Origin of the sequence: Streptomyces sp. NPDC005761 (assembly GCF_040630635.1) — a bacterium.
Lineage (GTDB): Bacteria > Actinomycetota > Actinomycetes > Streptomycetales > Streptomycetaceae > Streptomyces.
Genome location: NZ_JBEXXX010000074.1, coordinates 1 through 16,875 on the forward strand (window position 1 = coordinate 1; position 16,875 = coordinate 16,875).

Consider the following 16,875-nt stretch of genomic DNA (forward strand, 5'->3'; position numbering starts at 1 on the left):
CCCCTGCTTCGGTGGGGGCCTTCGCCGTGAGGGCGGGAGCCTTGAGCGACGGCCGCTGCATGTGCGGACGTGGCGCTTCTGTGTCTCCCGACGCTCATGCGCTGGGTCCCGTGGCCGGACGTCGGGAGTTCTGGGCTGCGGCCGGTGGCTGTTGCAGCGCCAGGTGCAGGCGTAGAACCGGGTTGGTCATCTGTTCGGTGGTCGGCGAGCCCGCGCGGCTCCGGTGTATCGCGCTTTGTGTCACCTCCGCGGCGCCCAGTACCGCGATCGGCAAGAACTCCGTCCGGGACGCCGCCACGAGCTCGGATCTCCTGGCGCCTGAACGGCTGCGCGATCTCTACGAACGCCAAGGTCTCGACCTCAGGCAGATCTCCCGGATGGCCGGGTGCAGTTCTGCGAGAGCCGGGACCATGCTCGTGCAGATCGGAGTACCGCTGCGCGGACGCCAGCCACTGCCGCCGCGACCGGACGTCACCCGCGACTGGCTGCACCGTGAGCACCTTCATGAGCAACGCAGCCTCGCCCACGAGCGCGGCGTCACCCTTCACCACCTCACCACCATGGCCCGGAACTGGGGATTCCCATCCGTTCCACTTGTCGCCGCTACAACGCCATTGGGCACCTGGATCTCCCACGGCCACTCTCGTGCGATGCGCGCCGTCGTGATGACGACATTCGCCCTCGATCGCCTACGCGTGATCACGCAAATCCCAGGCCACGAAACCTTCGCAGCCGCCGCCCGGGCCTTCTACGACGGGCGAAGTGGTCTTCTCCGCCAACGCATTCGGGGAATCGAACGAGCCGCCGGTTTCACCATCATCGATCGCGCCGTCAGCCCGCTGGCGCCCACCAACCGCGGACAGGAGTTCCTCCACGAAGCAGCCGAAATCCTACGCATCGTCGATGCAAATCGGCGGACTGGATAGGTGCGCCGCGCATCGTTCGCTTCTCTGGACCACGAGATCCAGTGTCCGGGATGCCCACGGTTCGGGGGAGGTTCCGAGGTCGCTGGCCACAAGCATGGTGTCGAAGAGCTGATCCTCCGCCTTGCCGTCCAGGATCTCGGCCAGGACGGTACGGGCGGCGTGCTGCGGAGCATCGAGTCCGTCGAGCAACATGTCGCGGTGGATCAGCAGGTCTCCGAGGCCCCGGTCGTGCACCGGTTCAGCAGTTGTCGGGGGCATCGTCGTCTCCTCTGATCAGGAGGGGAGTTATGCGGTGGCTGTGTCCGTGGCCGCGGTGTCGTCGTCGAAGGTCATCTCCGGTGCGGGCCGGCGGAAGCCCTTGGTCAGGACGGCCAGGTATGTGACGCCGATCGCCAGCCAGGCGCCGCCGATCTGGAGTGCGACGTGGCTGAGCTCTGTGAGCAGGTAGAGGGAGACGCCGGCGCCGATGGCCGGCATCGCCAGGTACGAGAAGAGGTTGGGGGTGCGGCCGTGTCTGCGCTCTCGGATCAGGTGGGCGATGACGCAGATGTTCACCAGGGTGAAGCCGAGGAAGGCGCCGAAGTTGATGAATGAGGTGGCTGTGGTCAGGTCGAGTTTCATGGCGATGACACCGGCGGCTGCGGTCAGCAGCAGGTTCGCGACGGGTGTGCCGGTCTTTTTCGACAGTTTGCCGAAGACGGCTTTGGGTAGTGCGCCGTCGCGTCCCATGACGTACATGAGGCGGGCGGCGGAGGCTTGCAGGGCGATACAGGAGGCGATGGATCCGGCGATGGTGACGAAGTTGATCATCTCGGCGTACGTCTCGCCGCCTACCTGGACCTTCAGGTGGTAGGCGGCCGCGTCGACGTCGGCGAACTTCGCGCCGGGGTGGACCAGTTGCATCACGAAGGACAGCACGATGAAGATCGCTCCGGCGGCGATGACGCAGCCGATGATGCCGCGGCCGATCGTCTTCGCTCCGCCCCTGGCCTCCTCGCCCAGTGTGGAGACGGCGTCGAAGCCGAGGAAGGAGTACGCGGCGATGGCGGCGGCCGCGGTGACCGCGCCGATCGACGTGCCCGAGTTCCACAGGGCGTCCGTGGCGGGGGCGGAGGAGCCGTGCTTGCCGAGGAAGACGACGCACAGGGTGGCGAAGAGGACCAGCGACCCCAGGGCGATGAACATCAGGACCTTGTTGACGCGGTCCGCGAGCTTCATGCCGAAGACGTTGATGGCGGTGGTGATGCCCACCGAGACGATCAGCCAGACCCACTTGGGTATGTCGGGGAACTGGGCGTTGAAGTAGATCGCCGTGATCAGCCAGCCGACCATCGGGATGAAGAAGTAGTCGAGGAGCATTGCCCAGCCGGACAGGAAACCGATGCGGCTGTCGAGCATTTTGCGGGCGTAGGTGTAGACCGACCCCGCGCCGGGCACGGCGCGTGCCATTTTTGCGTAACTCAGCCCGGTGAGCAGCATCGCGAGGGTGGCAATGGCGAATGCGGTCGGGGCCGCGCCGCCGCTGGTGGCGGCGACCACGCCGAACATGGTGACGACGATGCCGGGGGAGATGTAGGCGAGGCCGAACAGGACGATGGAGAGGAGGCTCAGGTCGCCCTTGAGTCTCTTGGTGTTCCCTGTGCTCTCGCTGTTCATCGTGGTGGCTCCTCGGTGGTGTGGGCGGGGTTCCAGGTGGCGGGGTCGATGCGGCCCCCGTAGAGCGGGAGTTCCAGGGCTGGGTCGCCGGGGCGGAATTGGTCCCAGATCCGGTTGAGGCCGGCGGTGCCGTAGTGGCGGACGTTGCTGACCTCGTCGAGGTCGATCACGTCGGTGAGGGTGGAGTCGCCGGCATCGACGGTTTCGGCGCGCACGGTGCCCTGCGGATCGATGACGAGGCTGCGGCCCACCCCGGACGGGGCGGCGGAGTTGACGCTGGCGACGAAGACTTGATTGGTGATGGCGTTGGCGCGGTTGAGGACGACCTCCTGCGCGCGGTCGCTCGTCGTGGTGCGGACCACGTTGACGATCAGCTCTGCGCCCATCCAGGCCAGGTGGCGGGAGATCTCGGGGAACCAGGTGTCGTAGCAGATGGACAGTCCGATGCGGCCGACCCCGGCGAGGTCGACGACCTCGAACCGGTTGCCGGGTGTGGTCGTCTCGTACGGGCGCCACGGACAGATCTTGCGGTACGCGGCGAGGCGCTCACCCTGTGGTGAATAGACCGGTGCCGTGTTGTGGACGTGGTCGTCGGTACATCGTTCGTAGACGCTGCCGGGCACCAGCCAGATGCCCAGATCACCCGCGAGCGCGGCGAAGGCCGCATCGCGTTTGCCGTCGAGCGGCTCGGCCCCCTCCTGCGGGGCGGCAGGCACGCCGGGGGCGTTCTCGCCGAGGTGCAGTTCGGGGTAGACGACGAGGGCGCCGGGTGCGTGCAGTTTCACGCGCCGCTCCACGTCGGTGGCAAAGCCGGCGAGGTCGTCGGCCGGGCGGCCGGGCGCCTGGGCGAGGATCAGGGGCAGGGGGCGGGCCATGCGGGAACCAGCCAATCGATAAGGATTGTTGTACGCGGAGAAGTCGACGGAGCTTCGGGTGTCGATAACCGAAAATTCCGGTGGGCCAAGAATGCAGCCAGTCAGTCATAGCTTCAAATACTTGACAGGGCTGGTTAGCATGCCTTCGAGGCATGGAGGTGTCATGCCCCTCCTCCGTCTGCCGAAGGATCACCGCCATGGAACTCCGAGTGCTGCGCTATTTCCTGACCATCGTGGAGACCGGTTCCGTCACCAAGGCTGCCGAGGTGGTCCGCGTCGCCCAGCCCTCGCTGTCGCGCCAGCTGCGCGGCCTGGAAGGGACCTTGGGGATGACGCTCTTCGACCGCGGCGGCAAGCAGATGGTCCTGACGGCGGCCGGCCGGCGCTTCCTTCCCCTGGCCCGCGACCTGGTCGCCCGCGCGGACACCGCCGAGGCCGCGGTCGGTGCGCTGGCTGCCGGTTGTGCCATGCGGATCACCGTGGCGGCGCCGCCCACCACCATCACCGACGTGATCGCGCCGTTCCTGGCCACCTGGGGGCCGGAGGATCCGCTGGTCACCGTGCAGGCGGAGAGTCCGGCACAGGCGTACCAGGCCCTTGCCAGGGGCGCCGATGTGGCCATCTCCTCGGCACCTTCGAGGCGCCGTTTCGCCCGGCTCCCGGTGGCCCGCCTGCCGCTGTGGGCCTACGTCCGTGCCGACCACACCTGGGCGGACCGGGACCACGTCACCATCGGCGAACTTGCCGCGGAGCCCCTCATCGTCCTCACCCCGGCGCACGGCACCCGCCGCATCCTGGACCACGCCGTGCAGGATGCGGACGCCTCGTACGACATCATGCTCGAATGCGACACCCCGCACGTCGCACAGGCCATGGCGGCTTCGGGCCATGGTGTCGCGGTGGTCTCCGACGATCCCCGCTTCGACCTGCACCCGCTGCTGATCCTGGACAGCGCGGGCGAACCGCTGCAGATCCATCTGCACGCGGCGTGGGACGCCGGCCACTACGCGCTGCGCAGCATCGAGGCATTCGCCGCCGGATTGTCACGCTTTTGTGTCGAGCGGTACGGGCCGCAGGTCGCCGCCCGCCTGTGAACTGCAGCGACGACGGCTGCAGACCACGGCTCTCACCAGGACGAGGTGGACGCCATTGCTCACGAACTCGAACCACCGTCCGCGCAACACCCACGGCTACCGCACTCCGGCAGAGATCCGCGCCGGCCTTTGGAACAGCGGTGGTGCGCCGACCGCTTGAGCGCAGCCTCGTTTGACGACAGACGGGGGACGGTCCGGTGCGGACACCCTGGCCTGCCCGGGCTACGCGGGGCCGGGGGGCAGGTGGACGGTCATGATCAGGTGGCAGGTCTCGGTGCCCGAGCCGCGGTAGGTGTGCGGGGCGTCGGCGTCGAAGGTGGCGGTCTGCCCGGCCTCGACGGGGTGGTCGGTGCTGTTGACGACGAGGACCATCTGCCCGGCGGTGACGTTGACGGTCTCCACGACGCCGGCCTGGTGGGGGTGGCTGGGGTATTCCTCGCCGGGTTCCAGCGTCCAGCGCCAGACCTCGGTGGCTGCCGGGCCACTGGTGGTCAGCATGAGCCGGGCTTCGCTGCCGCGCTCGCCCTTCCACAGGGGCATGACGGTGGCGGCGCTCACCACCCGGACACGTTCCTCGGAGCGCCCCTCCAGCAGGGTGGAAACGGAGGCGCCGAGGGTGTCGGCAAGGCGGACCAGGGTGGCGAAGTTGGGATTGCCCTGGGCCTTCTCCAGGGCGACCAGGGCGCCCTTGCTGACCTTGGCGCGGCGGCCGAGCTCGTCCAGGGAGAGTCCGGCGCGGGTGCGGGCCGCGCGGACGTTGTGCGCGAGCGTCCGCAGTGCCGCCTCTGTCTCGGTCATCGGCCGTCACCCCTCTCGGTAGGTGGACTACTGCACTGCACCGTGCGGTCGTTCGGTTGACGACTTCCGGTCGGTGCGTTGTACGGTGTAGTCGTTCCATTGATAGTAAGGGATCTACCACCGTGATCGCTCTGCTGTTGGCCCTGGGCAGTTCCCTGGCCTACGGAGGCGCCGACTTCCTCGGCGGCCTCGGCGCCCGCAAGGCCCACGTCCTGCGCACCGTGATGATCGCCGCTCCGGCCTCGCTCACCGTCGAGCTGCTGCTGTGGCCCTTCCTCGGCGCCTCCTTCGCCCCCGCGACCCTCGCATGGGGTGCCGCCTCCGGTGTCGCGTCGGCCGCCGCGTTCACCCTGCTCTACCGCACCCTCGCGATCGGCCCGATGAACGTGCTCTCGCCCGTGACCGCGCTCATCTCGGCGATGCTGCCGGTCGGTGTCGGACTGCTGCAGGGCGAGCACCTGGGTACGGCCGGACTGATCGGCCTGCCGCTGGCGCTCGCTGCGGTGGTGCTGGTCAGCGCCGGACACGGCGCCGGCAGCATCCGCCCCTCGCGCACAGCGATGCTGATGGCCTTCGGCGCCGGGGCCGCCATCGCCCTGCAACTGATCTTCCTGCACCAGGCGCCGGCCGACAGCGGGGTGGGCCCGCTGATCGTCGGCCGCGCCGTGTCCTCCACCGTCACCCTGACCGCGGCCGGGCTGATGTTCAGGCGGCTGGGCCCGGAAAAACCTGCCTACGCGATGTCGGCGGCGGCCGGCGTGCTCGACTCGGTGGCCAACCTGCTGTTCCTGCTCGCCGCCCGCAGCAGCGACCTGGCCGTCGTCGCTGTGATCACCGCCCTGTACCCGGCCGGCACCGTCCTGCTCGCCCGCAGCGTCCTGGCCGAGCGCATCCACCGCACCCAGCTGATCGGCCTGGGCACCGCCGCCGTCGCCGTCAGCTTCCTCGCCCTCACCTGACGCCCACCGCAGAACAGCAGCTGCGCCGCCTGGAGCGCACCTGCTCCTGGAAGTCTGACCCCACCCCGCCCGCACTCCCGAAAACGGACCCCCTCGATGACCACCTTCCGCATCAGCCCCGCCGTCGCGGACGCCTTCCCCGACACCCTCATCGCCGTCGTCACCGCCACCGGCCTGCGCGGCCACCAGCCCTGGCCCGCCACCACGACCGCCCTGGAAGACCTGGAACAGCAGCTCGCGAACGGCACCTGGGTCCCCGCCGACGAGGCCGACCCGCGCATCGAGACATGGCACACCGCCTACCGCTCCTTCGGCACCAACCCACGCCGCATCCGCCCCAGCGTCGACGCGCTGGGCCGCCGCATGGCCAAGAAGGGCAGCCTGCCCCGGATCAACCCGGCCGTCGACTCCTACAACACGGTCTCCGTCCGCCACGCCCTGCCCGCCGGCGCCTTCGACCTCGACCACGTCACCGGCGACGTCGAGATCCGGCACGCCGACGGCACCGAGACCTTCACCCCGCTCGGCGAACCCGACATCGTCGAGCACCCCAAGCCCGGCGAGATCATCTACACCGACACCGCTGACGTGCTCACCCGCCACTGGAACCACCGCGACGCCCACCGCACCCGCGTCACCGAAGACTCCACCCGCGTCGCCTTCGTCCTCGAAACCCTGGCTGCCGTACGCGACGGACACCGCCTCACCACCGCCGCCGGCGAGCTGCGGGACCTGCTCACCGCGCACGCCACCGAGAGCACCGTCCACTATCTCAGCCCCGAACACCCCCAGGTCCGCGTCTGAACCACACTCCCGCCTACCCGCCTGAACACGGCGGGACGCGAACTGGCCAGCGCCCCAGGCTGCCGCCACTCACTCCTGGCCGCCGCCACGTCGTCCTCATTCAGCTCCGGCGCGTCCGGGTCGCGCAGCGGGCGCCAGGCGAGGCGGCCAGGACGGTTGGTGCGTGATCACCCTGTTCAGGCCAACCCGGTTGGGGGCCAGGTCCTCCACCGCGCCGTACGGGCCGGACTCGTCGTGGATTGCGGGGACCCACTCCTCGGCAAGGCGGGCGTCTTGACGGCAGAGAAACGTGGGAGGGGCCCGACAGATGTCGGGCCCCTCCCACGAGTCGCCAGCGGGGGACGTCAACCGCGGCTAGGTAGGCGTGGGTGCAGTCGGTCGGGATCGTCACCTTCTGTGCGAGCTTGTCGGTGAAGCCGTCGATCCAGGTGAACCATGTGCCGCTGTGCGGCACTTCCCCCGCTTGTCGGACACGACCTTGTCGCCCGCCGTCCACGGCGACGCCGTCCCGGTCCCGAAGCCGCCGTTGCCGAGCAGCTGGCCGGCCGTGCACCTCCCGCCGCCTCCGCCGGCGGCGGGCAGCTTGTACGCTTGCGCGGCCGCCGCGGACCAGCCGAACTCGTCGTTGTCGCTGAAGTAGTAGTAGGTGGCACCGTTGGGCAGCATCGCCGCGGTGATGCCGCCGAAGCCGGACATGAACGGCACGTACACCGTGCTGGTGAACACCGGGTTGTCCGCCGAGGTGAACTTCCGGGCCCACAGGCCGTCCTGGTACTGGTAGGTCCTGCCGGTCGTGTCGGGGGTCGTGGTGATGCCGCGGTTCGCCGGGTTCTGCTGCATCGCGTCGGCGAGCATCGGCGGGTCGAGCTTCGGCACGCCGCCGATCTTCCCGCCGTCGGCGTTCAGGAACCGGCCGACCTTGGCGATGTCGTCCTGCGTGTAGAACAGGCCGTACCCGCCGAACGGCTCCCCGGTGGCGCTGTTGTCGGTGCGCTCGGTGGTGAGCACGTCCGGGCTCAGGTGCAGCGGGACCAGCACCTGCTCGCGGATCCAGCGGTAGATGTCGCTGCCGGCGCCGGCCTTGGACACCAGGTAGTTCTGCATCGCCCGGACCAGCACGAAGGTGTCGGAGGAGTGGTAGACCCACTTCGTGCCGGGCGCAGCAGAGTGCGGGAAGGCCAGCGCGGCGGTCATCTTGGGCCCGTACGCCTCGGCGTCGAAGAACGACAGCATGCCGCTGCCGGCCTCGTCGGCCTCGAAGGCGCTGGAGGAGTAGTTGCCGGTGGCCATGTTCGCCGTGTCCTGGAACGTGACGCCGCTCCAGGCGGAGGTGTCCGCCTCGCTGACCCAGTCGCGGATCCGCTGCGATGGCACGGACGAACCGTAGACCTGCGTCAGCCGCATCAGCACGATGCCCGCGAACATCGACTTGGCCAGCGAGTACGACGGCAGCACCATCTGGTTGCAGTACGGGTACGCGCCCTGCCGGGTCTTACACGCGCCCACGTAGTTCACCCCGCCGTAGGACACACCGTACGTACTCAGCGCCGAGGCAGTGATGCTGCTGCCGAACGCGCTGGTGTCGATACCGGCGTTCGGGAAGTCGGTGCTCAGCGCGCTGATCGGTTTGGTCGGGATGCGGTGGGCGACCTCGGCGGCGTACGCGTTCTTCAGGTTGGTCTCACCGGTCACGTTGTGCCGGGAGTAGGTCGCGCCGACCTGGCCCCACATGTCGAACTGGAAGTACTCGCACGTCTCGTGCGTGATCTGGTAACGGACCTGGGAGATCCTGCTGCCGTCGAAGAGGAAGGTCAGCAGGCCATTGTGCACACAGTTGGCGTTGCGCTCGACCAGCGCGAGGGGCAGCGAGACGCGGGTACGGCCGCCGTCACCGTTCTCGTTCCAGGCGCGTCCGCCCCCGACGATCAGGTTCCAGTACGCGCTTCCGGTGATCTGCAGACCGCGGACGGCAGGGATGACGTGGCTGCCGTTCTGCACGAGATCGATGCTCACCGGCGGCAAGTGCTTGAGTGCGGCGGTGGCCGCGTAGCGGTAGGGGTCCTTGACGGTGCGGAAGCCGCCGGCGGTGGCCACGTCGTTGAGCGTCAGGGTGCCCTCGAAGGTGTGCGTCGGGGCAGCGGCCGCCGCGGGCAGCGCGAAGGCGTCGTTGGCGACGGTGCCGGTGGCCGCGCCACTGGTCAGGGCGGCGGCGGTCAGCACTGACCTGGTCACGGCACCGCTCCCGGTGAGCGGATCACCGGGTATGGCGGACGCGGCGTACGCGGCTCTCGCCGCCAGCGGTGAGAAGGGTATGAGGGCCAAGGCCAGTACGAGCACGGTCAACACGGCCCAGCGGCGCTGGGCGTACAAGGGGGACACTGTGAACTCCTCATGAACGCGAAAGGGTAGTGCCCGCATTCTGGGGACGCGCGGTCCTGCAGTCGAAGACCAATGGGGGTTCGACGGCATGCCTCGAAGGCATCGGCAGGGATCAGGGGACGACCGGTCCGACGGCCGCCGAGGGGCGAGAGGTCAGAGGATGCGCAACCGCCGCTGGTGGCCAGCCGGGACCGGAGGGAGGTGTTCGACGTCTCAACTCGCCGTCAACAGGAGTCAGGGCGCACACCTCAGTCCACGGGCGCTTTCACCGTGCCTGCGGCGTGGTGGTGTTCGGTGTTGATGCGCTGGGCTTCTTCGAGCTGGTCTTCGAGGATGACGATGCGGCAGGCCGCTTCGACGGGGGTGCCCTGGTCGACGAGTTCGCGGGCGCGGGCTGCGATGCGCAGTTGGTAGCGGGAGTAGCGGCGGTGGCCGCCCTCGGAGCGCAGCGGTGTGATCAGGCGGGCCTCGCCGAGAGCGCGGAGGAAGCCCTGGGTGGTGCCGAGTGCCTCGGCGGCCCGGCCGATGGTGTAGGCGGGGTAGTCCTCGTCGTCGAGACGGCCGAAGGAATCGTCTGCTGTCATCGCACCTCTCTGTGGAACACGCTGGAGGGGCCCGGGTGCCATGTGGCACCCGGGCCCCGAAGGAACTGCTACACCATCTACCGGCCCTGGTACTGCGCCGGCCTTCTTATTCCGCACGCCTCACGGGGGATGTGGGCGTATACGGGGATCGCGGTTGCTTGACCGGAGACCACCTCACTATCGATGTCCTGCGGTACCCGGACTCAAGACTTCCGTCCGGGCGATCCTGATGGCGCCTGGCCCCTCCGTTCTTTCCCTCTGACTGAACAACTCACTGCGTGCATACTGCTGGTGGCCTTGCCCAGCGCCACTCTTCGACAGCCAGCCCCGTCGCCTCTCCTGCATCTGCTCTGGCTTGGAACCCCACTGTCGAACTTCCCGGTACGCGCGTCCGCAGCAGACGCCTTTATCGAGGAACCACTGAGTACCGCTCTGCTGGTCCTGCGTACTGCACCTACTGAACTGCTCTTGCGGTACTTCTCACGGCGGCCCCTGATCACTGCGGGCCACCCGGTCCGGTCGTCAGTCCCGTCGCCTTCCTGCAACCGCTCTGGCTTCGAAACTCCACCACCGCACCGTCCTGCGTACTGCACTTGCAGGTACCTACTGCCTGGCAGTTCGTCTCTGCCGGGCCCTGCTTGATCTCGGCTACGAGAGAAACCATAACTACACCGCCACCCAATATATACTCCAGCCGACATAGATTTCCGAGCACCCGGCAGGCAGGTAGTCGACCTCAGCCGTGGAAGGGGGTCGTCAGTCCCGCCCCGGCCGGCGACACCCGCCCTGAGCAGCGCCGATCCGCAGCCTCGGCGCCGCGAACGCCACGGCTCACCTCTCGGGTCGCACGGTTGCGCTGGCAACCAAGTCCACGAAGCAGGGACTTGATGGGGTTTATGGGCCCGAACTTGGGCACAAGCACCGGCACGCAGGACCAGACATTGACGATCCATAGACCACGGTGACCTGATGGACACAATGGGCGTCAACGTTGCCCTCGTCCGCTCCGCACGGACAGTCGCCGACGCGCGTGAGAGCGCCCGGGATTTCCTTGCAGCACTCGTACCGTCGCCGAGGCAGCCGACACCGTGATCCTGGTGATCTCGGAGCTCGCCACCAATGCCCTGCGCCACGGCGGCGGCACCTGCACCCTGCAACTGACCGCACACCCCGACAGCATCGAGGTGCTGGTGCACGACGCCAGCCCCCGGCCGCCCCGGATGCGCACTCCCGACCGGAGCGGCGACACGGGAGGATTCGGCTGGCCTCTGGTCAACCGCCTCGCCCGCACCACCGCGGTCACCCGCCGAACCGACGGCGGCAAAACCGTACGCGCCCTTCTCGACCGGTAACGCAAGAACGCTGCGCTGGCTGGGCTTGGGCTTCGACTCACGGGACCGGATTCGCGCGTTTCCCCTGGAGCTAGTGCTCACGGAACGGCGGAACCTACATCCGGTGCAGGTTCCGCCGTTCCGTGAGCACTTCCGCGTGATCATGGGTACCGGATCGAGCATTTCCGCGTGAACATGAGCAGCGGTAACGTTCAGTAGCGGGCACTTGTGGATCAGTCAGGTAGGCCGTCGGCGAAGGCGGTGATGGCGTCGGCGAGGGCGTGGGGGCCGGTGAGGAAGGTGTCGTGGGCTTCGCCGGGGATCTCGACGAGGCGGGCGTCGGGCAGGGCCTGGTGCAGGCGGCGGGAGACGTCGGCCAGCCAGCGAGGGCTGAGTTCGCCGATCACGAGGAGCGTCGGGATCTTGAGGGCGGCGAAGCGGGTGAGGTCATCGCCGAAGCTGTCCATCGCGCGCATCTCGCGGGCCCATGTCGGGGGCATGGAGGCGCGGATGGCCCAGAACGGGGTCTGGCGGAACTCCTCGATGGCCTCGTCGGGGAACTTCAGGAAGTTCCGCAGTCCGAGGGTGAGGGTCTGGTCGAGGTCGCCGGCCTGGACGGCCTCCTCGAAGGGGGCGAGGGCGTCGCCGCCGACGGGGCCGCCCAGCGGGATCGGGGGCTCGTAGAGGATGAACGCAGCCGGGGGCTGGTGCAGGGCGTGGGCGAGGGTGACCAGTCCGCCGTAGGAGTGGCCGAGCAGGATCGCGTCGGGGCCGGCGAGGTCGAGGACGGCGGCGATGTCATCGGCCTCCCGCTGGATGGCGTGCTCGCTCTTGTCGCCACTGGCGCCCCGGCCGCGGCGGTCGATCGCGTAAGTGGTGAAGTGCGGGGCCAGCAGGTCGGCGAGGATCTGCCAGTCCTGGGCGGCGTTGAGGGCACCTGTTGAGACGACCAGGGGGGCGGCCCTGGCCGGTGACCGTGACGGCGATCTCCGTGCCGTCGGCGGAGGCGACATGGGCCTGGCGGGGAGTAGTTGCAGTCATGATCCTCTTCCTCATGTCGCGCTCCCGGGAGGGGTGCGGCGCGGGCGGCCCGGCCGGGGCGGCCTTGCAGGTGGTACGGAGCCTGCGAATCCACCGTGACATCGAAACGATGTGTGCATCGTTTCGATGTGAGATCCTGGGGTCATGCTGGAACTCGCGATACTCGGCTTCCTCGCCGAAGGCCCCCTGCCCGGTCACGAGCTGCGCCGCCGCATCACGCACCTGACCGGCTACAGCCGTCCGGTCAGTGACGGCACCCTCTACCCGGCGCTCAACCGGCTGACGAAGACCGGGCTGATCGAACGGCGCCCCGCACCCGAGGCGGGCGGCGGCCGATACGTGCTGAACCTGACCGCGGCAGGACGCGAGGACATGCTTCGGCGGCTGCGGGAACCGGCCGAGCACGAGATCACCGACTTCTCCCGCTGGTTCGCGGTCCTGGCGTTCCTCTCGCTGCTGCCCGACATGGCCGAGCAGCACGCCGTGCTGCGCCGCCGCCTGGACTTCCTTCAGGCTCCCGCCAGCTTCTTCTACGACGGCGACACACCGCTGCGCGCCGAGCAGGTCGCCGACCCCTACCGGCGCGGCATGATGCTCACCGCCCGCGTCACCAGCCGCGCCGAACGCGCCTGGCTCCACGAGGTCCTGGACGGCGACGCCATCCCCGGGGCCGACGAGCAGCCCCGCCCCCAGACCCACACCCGTGATCGGAAGGACTGAACATGCTTGCGGCCTGGTACGACCAGCAGGGCCCGGCCGCCGAGGTGCTCCAGTACGGTGAGGTATCCGACCCCGCCCCCGGCCCTGGTGAGGTCCGCGTCCGCGTCACCGTCTCCGGCGCCAACCCCGGCGACACCAAGAAGCGACGCGGCTGGACCGGCTCGGCCATGCCCTATCCGCGGGTGATCCCGCACAGCGACGCCGCCGGCATCATCGACGCCGTCGGCGACGGCATCGACGCACGCCGCGTGGGACAACGAGTGTGGGTGTACGGCGCCCAGTCCTACCGCCCCTTCGGCACCGCCGCCCAGTGCACCGTCGTCCCCGGCGAGCTCGCCGTACCGCTGCCCGACCACCTGTCCGATGACCTCGGCGCGAGCCTGGGCATCCCCGGCATCACCGCGCACCGCACCGTCTTCGCCGACGGCCCCGTCGACGGCCACCTCGTTCTCGTCAACGGCGTTCTGGGCGGGGTCGGCTCCCTGGCCGCCCAGCTGGCCCGCTGGGGCGGGGCCACAGTCGTCGGTACCGTGCGACGCGGCACCGACCTGGGCCGGATCGATCCCGCGGTCGTCTCCCACGCCGTCGCGCTGGACTGTGGCGACCCGGCCGCCGCGATCCGCGCCCACGCACCCCATGGCGTGGACCGGATCATCGAGGTCTCCCTGTCCGACAACGCCGTCCTGGACGACGCCGTCGCCGCGAACGGCGCCACCATCGCCGCGTACGCCACCCGCGACGACCGGACCGAGATCCCGTTCTGGACGTTGCTGTTCAACAACGTCACCCTGCGCCTGTTCGGCAGCGACGACTTCCCCGACCAGGTCAGACGCCAGGCTGCCCGGGATCTCACCGCCGCGGCGGCCGTCGGCTCCCTCACCGTCGATGTCGGAGACCGCTTCCCGCTCGCCGACATCGCCAAGGCCCACGACCGTATCGACGCCGGCGGCCGGGGCCGCGTCCTGATCGACGTTCCACAGTAGAGAAACCCGGCGGAACCTCCTCGCTCCTCCCCACGGTCGTTGCCCGGTCATCGGGCCCGGTGCCCCGCGTTGCCGCTACGTGGCGGTGCTCTTCCAGGGCGAGCGGCTCACCGCGGCCACCGTCGCAGGCACGGTCGTACTACCCGGGGCCATCGCCTGCCTCGCGGTCGCCGAGTCCCGGCTGGAGGCCAGGACCTGAACGCCGTGAGGTGACACACGGCGGTGTGGGTGCACCGGGGTCCCCCACCGTCGCCGATCCACCGGCCCAGGATGTCCCGGCGCCCCTCGGCGGTGACCGCGACTGCCATGTAGACGGGCCGGTTGGCGACCTTCCCGTCCCTGACCTTCACGTTCACACAGTCGATGAAGGCGACCGGGTAAAAACTGTCCAGCGGCCGGTTCTGACATTCGGTCATGCCGGCCATCACACTGTCGGTGATCGTGGAGATCGTGGACTTGGAGATCTCCGCGCCGTACACCTCGGCAGGATGCGCGGAGATCTCCCCGTGCGTGAGCCCTTTCACCGACAGAGGCAGGACCATCTCGTCCACTCCGCCCAGCCGACGCTGGCGTTTCTTGAGCTGCTGCGGCTCGAAGGATCCGGCCCTGTCCCGCGGCACCGCGACCTCGACCGGCCCCGACTCGGTGATCACCGTTTTGGACCGGTGCCCGTTGCGGTAGTTCTCCCGGCCGCGCACGGCCCGCTCGCCGGGATCGTGCCCCAGATGATCAGTGAGCTCACCCTCCAGCGCGGACTCCAGCACCCGCTTCGTCAGCTGCTGCAGCAGCCCGCCCTCTCCGGTGAGCTTCACCCCACCGGCCTGAGCCCGGGCCACCAACTCGGCGACCAGCCCGTCATCCACGGGGCCCGTCGCACCCACAGCGGCCCCGACCTCGATGTCACTCTTCACGTCAGCCATCAACTGCCGCTTTCAGTACGGAAGTTACGCTGCTCGCCGTACAGACCCCCCGGCGGCCATCCGCTGCACCGGTGCCCGCCCAACTGGCGCAGGCCGCCGTGGAAGCTGCCGAGCGCCAGCACACCAGCGTGAGCGGGAAGAAGCCGACCGCCCAGCTCGTGCACACCCTGGCGAGGGAGGTGATGCGCCTCAACGAGCAAGTCGCCGAGATCGACAAGCTCATCGAGGCCCTGTTTCGCGAGCACAAACACGCCGAGGTGATCGCGAGCATGCCCGGCATAGGCCCCCTGCTGGGCGCCGAATTCCTCGCAGCCACCGGCGGAGACATGACGGCCTTCGGCACCCCGGACCAGCTTGCCGGGTTCGCCGGCGTCGCCCCGGCTCCCCGCGACTCGGGCAAGATCAGCGGAAACCTCCACCGGGCCAAGAGATACAGCCGCAGCCTCCAACGCGTCCTCTACACCTCCGCGTTGATCAGGATTCGCTGCTGCGAGGAATCACGCCGCTTCTACGACCGCAAGCGCGCTGAGGGCAAGCGGCACACCCAGGCCGTGCTCGCACTCGCCCGACGACGCGTCAACGTCCTCTGGGCTCTTCTCCGCGACAATCGACCCTACGATCCCACACCGCCGGTCCCGACCGCCGCTTGAGCTCGACAACTCCGCGAGGAATTGCGGTCGACGAGCAGACACGGATGCGGGAAGATCCGCAGACCGAGGGCCGAAGGCGGGGAGTGCGGTGATCACTCAGGGCGTGAAGTTCGCGACGCGATGCGATGACTGCGGCGGTGTGTTGATACGCGACATCGGCCAGTTCATTGACCGCGGGCAGGTGTGGTGGGGCACCGAAGGGAGATGCCGGACCTGTCCCACTACGTGGTGCGAGCAGGACAGCGGCGGAACGACCCCCGAGGAGATCCGTCAGGCGCTGCTGGCAGAGCACGGCCCTGCTCGAATTCGCCTTGCAGGGCCCGAGCCGAGTCTTGTCCCTGTCTTGCACGCTCTGCGGGAGACACACGGGCTGTCGCTGGCGCAGGCGCGGGCAATGGCCGACGAGCTGAGGACGACCGGCCTGGCGGGCACGTTGGTCGAAATGGAGCATGTGGCCGCAGGTCTCCGCAGTCGCTCAGTTGCAGCGACCGTGGAGCCGGCGGCCGACTGACGGCCAGTGCCCCAGCCAGAACGGCTTGACAAGAGGAATAGAAATCGTTCGTTGGGATCGAGGTGTTCCACGCCCCAGGCGCGAGCGGGGTGCTTCTCGCCCATGATTTCACTTTCGGTGATCAGTCCCCAGCCGGCGACCACGAGGCCGGTGAAGCCGAGCTGCTCACGCAGCAGACCGGTGATGATGCCCAGTGGCCCGAGACGCTCGGCCTGGCCGCCGTCGCAGACGCCGGCCTCGTCCGCAGCTTCGCCGACACCGTCCGCCGCGAATACCGAGGGCGGTTGTGCCAGAGCGCCATTTCGCGGGGGCCTGGCGGCGCCCAGGACGTTGAAGTGCTTCTGGGCTGGGCGGTGACCATGTGCGGCGCGGTGGTCTGGCCGGGGTCTTCGACGGGGCTGCCGCCGGGGTCGATGGTGACCATGGTGTGGAAGAGCTGTCCTGCCTTCTCCTCCAGCGTCATGCGCCCGAGCAGGTCCGTGACACGTTCTTCGATGGTGCAGGCGGGGTCCTGGTACGGGTGTGCTCCGGAAACGGGCTGGTGGGGGGTGTCGGCGTACTTGCCTATGTGCAGGGGTGCGTACGGATGAACGTGCAGAGCAAGTAGCCGCCCGGTGCGCTCATCGCCATGCGAGAGGATGGAG

14 protein-coding genes and 4 pseudogenes are annotated in these 16,875 nt (G+C 68.9%); 9 read left to right on the forward strand and 9 right to left on the reverse strand.

The annotated features are described in order from the left end of the window. The first annotated feature begins 410 nt into the window (after positions 1-410). Positions 411-926 (forward strand): hypothetical protein, encoded by a 516-nt coding sequence (locus ABZ434_RS34990; RefSeq protein ID WP_359145772.1) that lies wholly within the window; start codon positions 411-413, stop codon positions 924-926. Here ABZ434_RS34990 and ABZ434_RS34995 read toward each other — a convergent pair. The 3 genes from ABZ434_RS34995 to ABZ434_RS35005 are packed head-to-tail and all read right to left on the reverse strand — an operon-like array spanning position 891 to position 3,457. Next, positions 891-1,184 carry a hypothetical protein gene (locus tag ABZ434_RS34995; RefSeq protein WP_359145775.1) on the reverse strand — a complete coding sequence of 98 codons (294 nt, stop codon included), beginning with the start codon at positions 1,182-1,184 and terminating at the stop codon, positions 891-893. The genes ABZ434_RS34990 and ABZ434_RS34995 overlap by 36 nt on opposite strands. A gap of 27 nt (positions 1,185-1,211) precedes the next feature. Continuing rightward, positions 1,212-2,582: an APC family permease gene (locus ABZ434_RS35000; protein WP_359145778.1), complete on the reverse strand. Its 1,371-nt coding sequence runs from the start codon at positions 2,580-2,582 to the stop codon at positions 1,212-1,214. Continuing rightward, positions 2,579-3,457 carry a carbon-nitrogen hydrolase family protein gene (locus ABZ434_RS35005; RefSeq protein ID WP_359145812.1) on the reverse strand — a complete coding sequence of 293 codons (879 nt, stop codon included), beginning with the start codon at positions 3,455-3,457 and terminating at the stop codon, positions 2,579-2,581. Before ABZ434_RS35005 ends, ABZ434_RS35000 begins: the two co-directional genes overlap by 4 nt. A 197-nt stretch (positions 3,458-3,654) precedes the next feature. On the opposite strand from ABZ434_RS35005, the gene ABZ434_RS35010 reads away from it, so the two are divergent. After that, positions 3,655-4,551, forward strand: a complete 897-nt coding sequence (locus tag ABZ434_RS35010; protein WP_359145781.1) for a LysR family transcriptional regulator — start codon at positions 3,655-3,657, stop codon at positions 4,549-4,551. Positions 4,552-4,773: 222 nt separating this feature from the next. Here ABZ434_RS35010 and ABZ434_RS35015 read toward each other — a convergent pair whose 3' ends face one another. Next, complete coding sequence (locus ABZ434_RS35015) at positions 4,774-5,349, reverse strand: XRE family transcriptional regulator (RefSeq protein ID WP_359145785.1); 576 nt, start codon at positions 5,347-5,349, stop codon at positions 4,774-4,776. A 122-nt stretch (positions 5,350-5,471) separates the two neighbouring features. Between ABZ434_RS35015 and ABZ434_RS35020 the strand changes: the two genes are divergently transcribed. Both ABZ434_RS35020 and ABZ434_RS35025 read left to right on the forward strand, forming a co-directional pair. Beyond that, positions 5,472-6,308, forward strand: a complete 837-nt coding sequence (locus tag ABZ434_RS35020) for a DMT family transporter (protein WP_359145788.1) — start codon at positions 5,472-5,474, stop codon at positions 6,306-6,308. Positions 6,309-6,404: 96 nt separating this feature from the next. Beyond that, entirely contained in the window at positions 6,405-7,112 is a 708-nt protein-coding gene (locus ABZ434_RS35025; protein ID WP_359145791.1) for a phenylalanine--tRNA ligase beta subunit-related protein, read from the forward strand. 387 nt (positions 7,113-7,499) lie between these two features. Here ABZ434_RS35025 and ABZ434_RS35030 read toward each other — a convergent pair whose 3' ends face one another. Both ABZ434_RS35030 and ABZ434_RS35035 read right to left on the reverse strand, forming a co-directional pair. Further along, a complete protein-coding gene (locus ABZ434_RS35030) occupies positions 7,500-9,491 on the reverse strand; it encodes a hypothetical protein (RefSeq protein ID WP_359145794.1) in 1,992 nt (663 codons plus the stop codon). A 248-nt stretch (positions 9,492-9,739) separates the two neighbouring features. After that, positions 9,740-10,075: a MerR family transcriptional regulator gene (locus tag ABZ434_RS35035; RefSeq protein WP_359145797.1), complete on the reverse strand. Its 336-nt coding sequence runs from the start codon at positions 10,073-10,075 to the stop codon at positions 9,740-9,742. Between the two features lie 969 nt (positions 10,076-11,044). Between ABZ434_RS35035 and ABZ434_RS35040 the strand changes: the two are divergent. Continuing rightward, positions 11,045-11,427, forward strand: a pseudogene (locus tag ABZ434_RS35040) (ATP-binding protein). 212 nt (positions 11,428-11,639) lie between these two features. On the opposite strand, the gene ABZ434_RS35045 reads toward ABZ434_RS35040, so the two are convergent. Further along, positions 11,640-12,419 (reverse strand): alpha/beta hydrolase, encoded by a 780-nt coding sequence (locus tag ABZ434_RS35045; RefSeq protein WP_359145800.1) that lies wholly within the window; start codon positions 12,417-12,419, stop codon positions 11,640-11,642. A 172-nt stretch (positions 12,420-12,591) separates the two neighbouring features. On the opposite strand from ABZ434_RS35045, the gene ABZ434_RS35050 reads away from it, so the two are divergent. Then, positions 12,592-13,167 (forward strand): PadR family transcriptional regulator, encoded by a 576-nt coding sequence (locus tag ABZ434_RS35050; protein WP_359145803.1) that lies wholly within the window; start codon positions 12,592-12,594, stop codon positions 13,165-13,167. Positions 13,168-13,169: 2 nt separating this feature from the next. Further along, entirely contained in the window at positions 13,170-14,150 is a 981-nt protein-coding gene (locus tag ABZ434_RS35055; protein WP_359145806.1) for an NADPH:quinone reductase, read from the forward strand. A gap of 242 nt (positions 14,151-14,392) precedes the next feature. On the opposite strand, the pseudogene ABZ434_RS35060 reads toward ABZ434_RS35055, so the two are convergent. After that, positions 14,393-15,070 (reverse strand): annotated as a pseudogene (locus ABZ434_RS35060) (transposase); the annotation flags it as partial. 95 nt (positions 15,071-15,165) lie between these two features. On the opposite strand from ABZ434_RS35060, the pseudogene ABZ434_RS35065 reads away from it, so the two are divergent. Both ABZ434_RS35065 and ABZ434_RS35070 read left to right on the forward strand, forming a co-directional pair. Then, positions 15,166-15,720: pseudogene (locus ABZ434_RS35065) on the forward strand (transposase); the annotation flags it as partial. Positions 15,721-15,808: 88 nt separating this feature from the next. Next, positions 15,809-16,231, forward strand: coding sequence for a hypothetical protein (locus tag ABZ434_RS35070; protein ID WP_359145809.1), 423 nt, complete (start codon positions 15,809-15,811; stop codon positions 16,229-16,231). 121 nt (positions 16,232-16,352) lie between these two features. Here the strand turns inward: ABZ434_RS35070 and ABZ434_RS35075 are convergent. Then, positions 16,353-16,875, reverse strand: a pseudogene (locus ABZ434_RS35075) (hypothetical protein); the annotation flags it as partial.

What these genes read in the sequence shown, in the direction of transcription:
- ABZ434_RS34990 (WP_359145772.1), top strand. Translation starts at nt 411, where the DNA reads ATGCTCGTGCAGATCGGAGTACCGCTGCGCGGACGCCAGCCACTGCCG.
- ABZ434_RS34995 (WP_359145775.1), bottom strand. Translation starts at nt 1,184, where the DNA reads ATGCCCCCGACAACTGCTGAACCGGTGCACGACCGGGGCCTCGGAGAC.
- ABZ434_RS35000 (WP_359145778.1), bottom strand. Translation starts at nt 2,582, where the DNA reads ATGAACAGCGAGAGCACAGGGAACACCAAGAGACTCAAGGGCGACCTG.
- ABZ434_RS35005 (WP_359145812.1), bottom strand. Translation starts at nt 3,457, where the DNA reads ATGGCCCGCCCCCTGCCCCTGATCCTCGCCCAGGCGCCCGGCCGCCCG.
- ABZ434_RS35010 (WP_359145781.1), top strand. Translation starts at nt 3,655, where the DNA reads ATGGAACTCCGAGTGCTGCGCTATTTCCTGACCATCGTGGAGACCGGT.
- ABZ434_RS35015 (WP_359145785.1), bottom strand. Translation starts at nt 5,349, where the DNA reads ATGACCGAGACAGAGGCGGCACTGCGGACGCTCGCGCACAACGTCCGC.
- ABZ434_RS35025 (WP_359145791.1), top strand. Translation starts at nt 6,405, where the DNA reads ATGACCACCTTCCGCATCAGCCCCGCCGTCGCGGACGCCTTCCCCGAC.
- ABZ434_RS35035 (WP_359145797.1), bottom strand. Translation starts at nt 10,075, where the DNA reads ATGACAGCAGACGATTCCTTCGGCCGTCTCGACGACGAGGACTACCCC.
- ABZ434_RS35045 (WP_359145800.1), bottom strand. Translation starts at nt 12,419, where the DNA reads ATGTCGCCTCCGCCGACGGCACGGAGATCGCCGTCACGGTCACCGGCC.
- ABZ434_RS35050 (WP_359145803.1), top strand. Translation starts at nt 12,592, where the DNA reads ATGCTGGAACTCGCGATACTCGGCTTCCTCGCCGAAGGCCCCCTGCCC.
- ABZ434_RS35055 (WP_359145806.1), top strand. Translation starts at nt 13,170, where the DNA reads ATGCTTGCGGCCTGGTACGACCAGCAGGGCCCGGCCGCCGAGGTGCTC.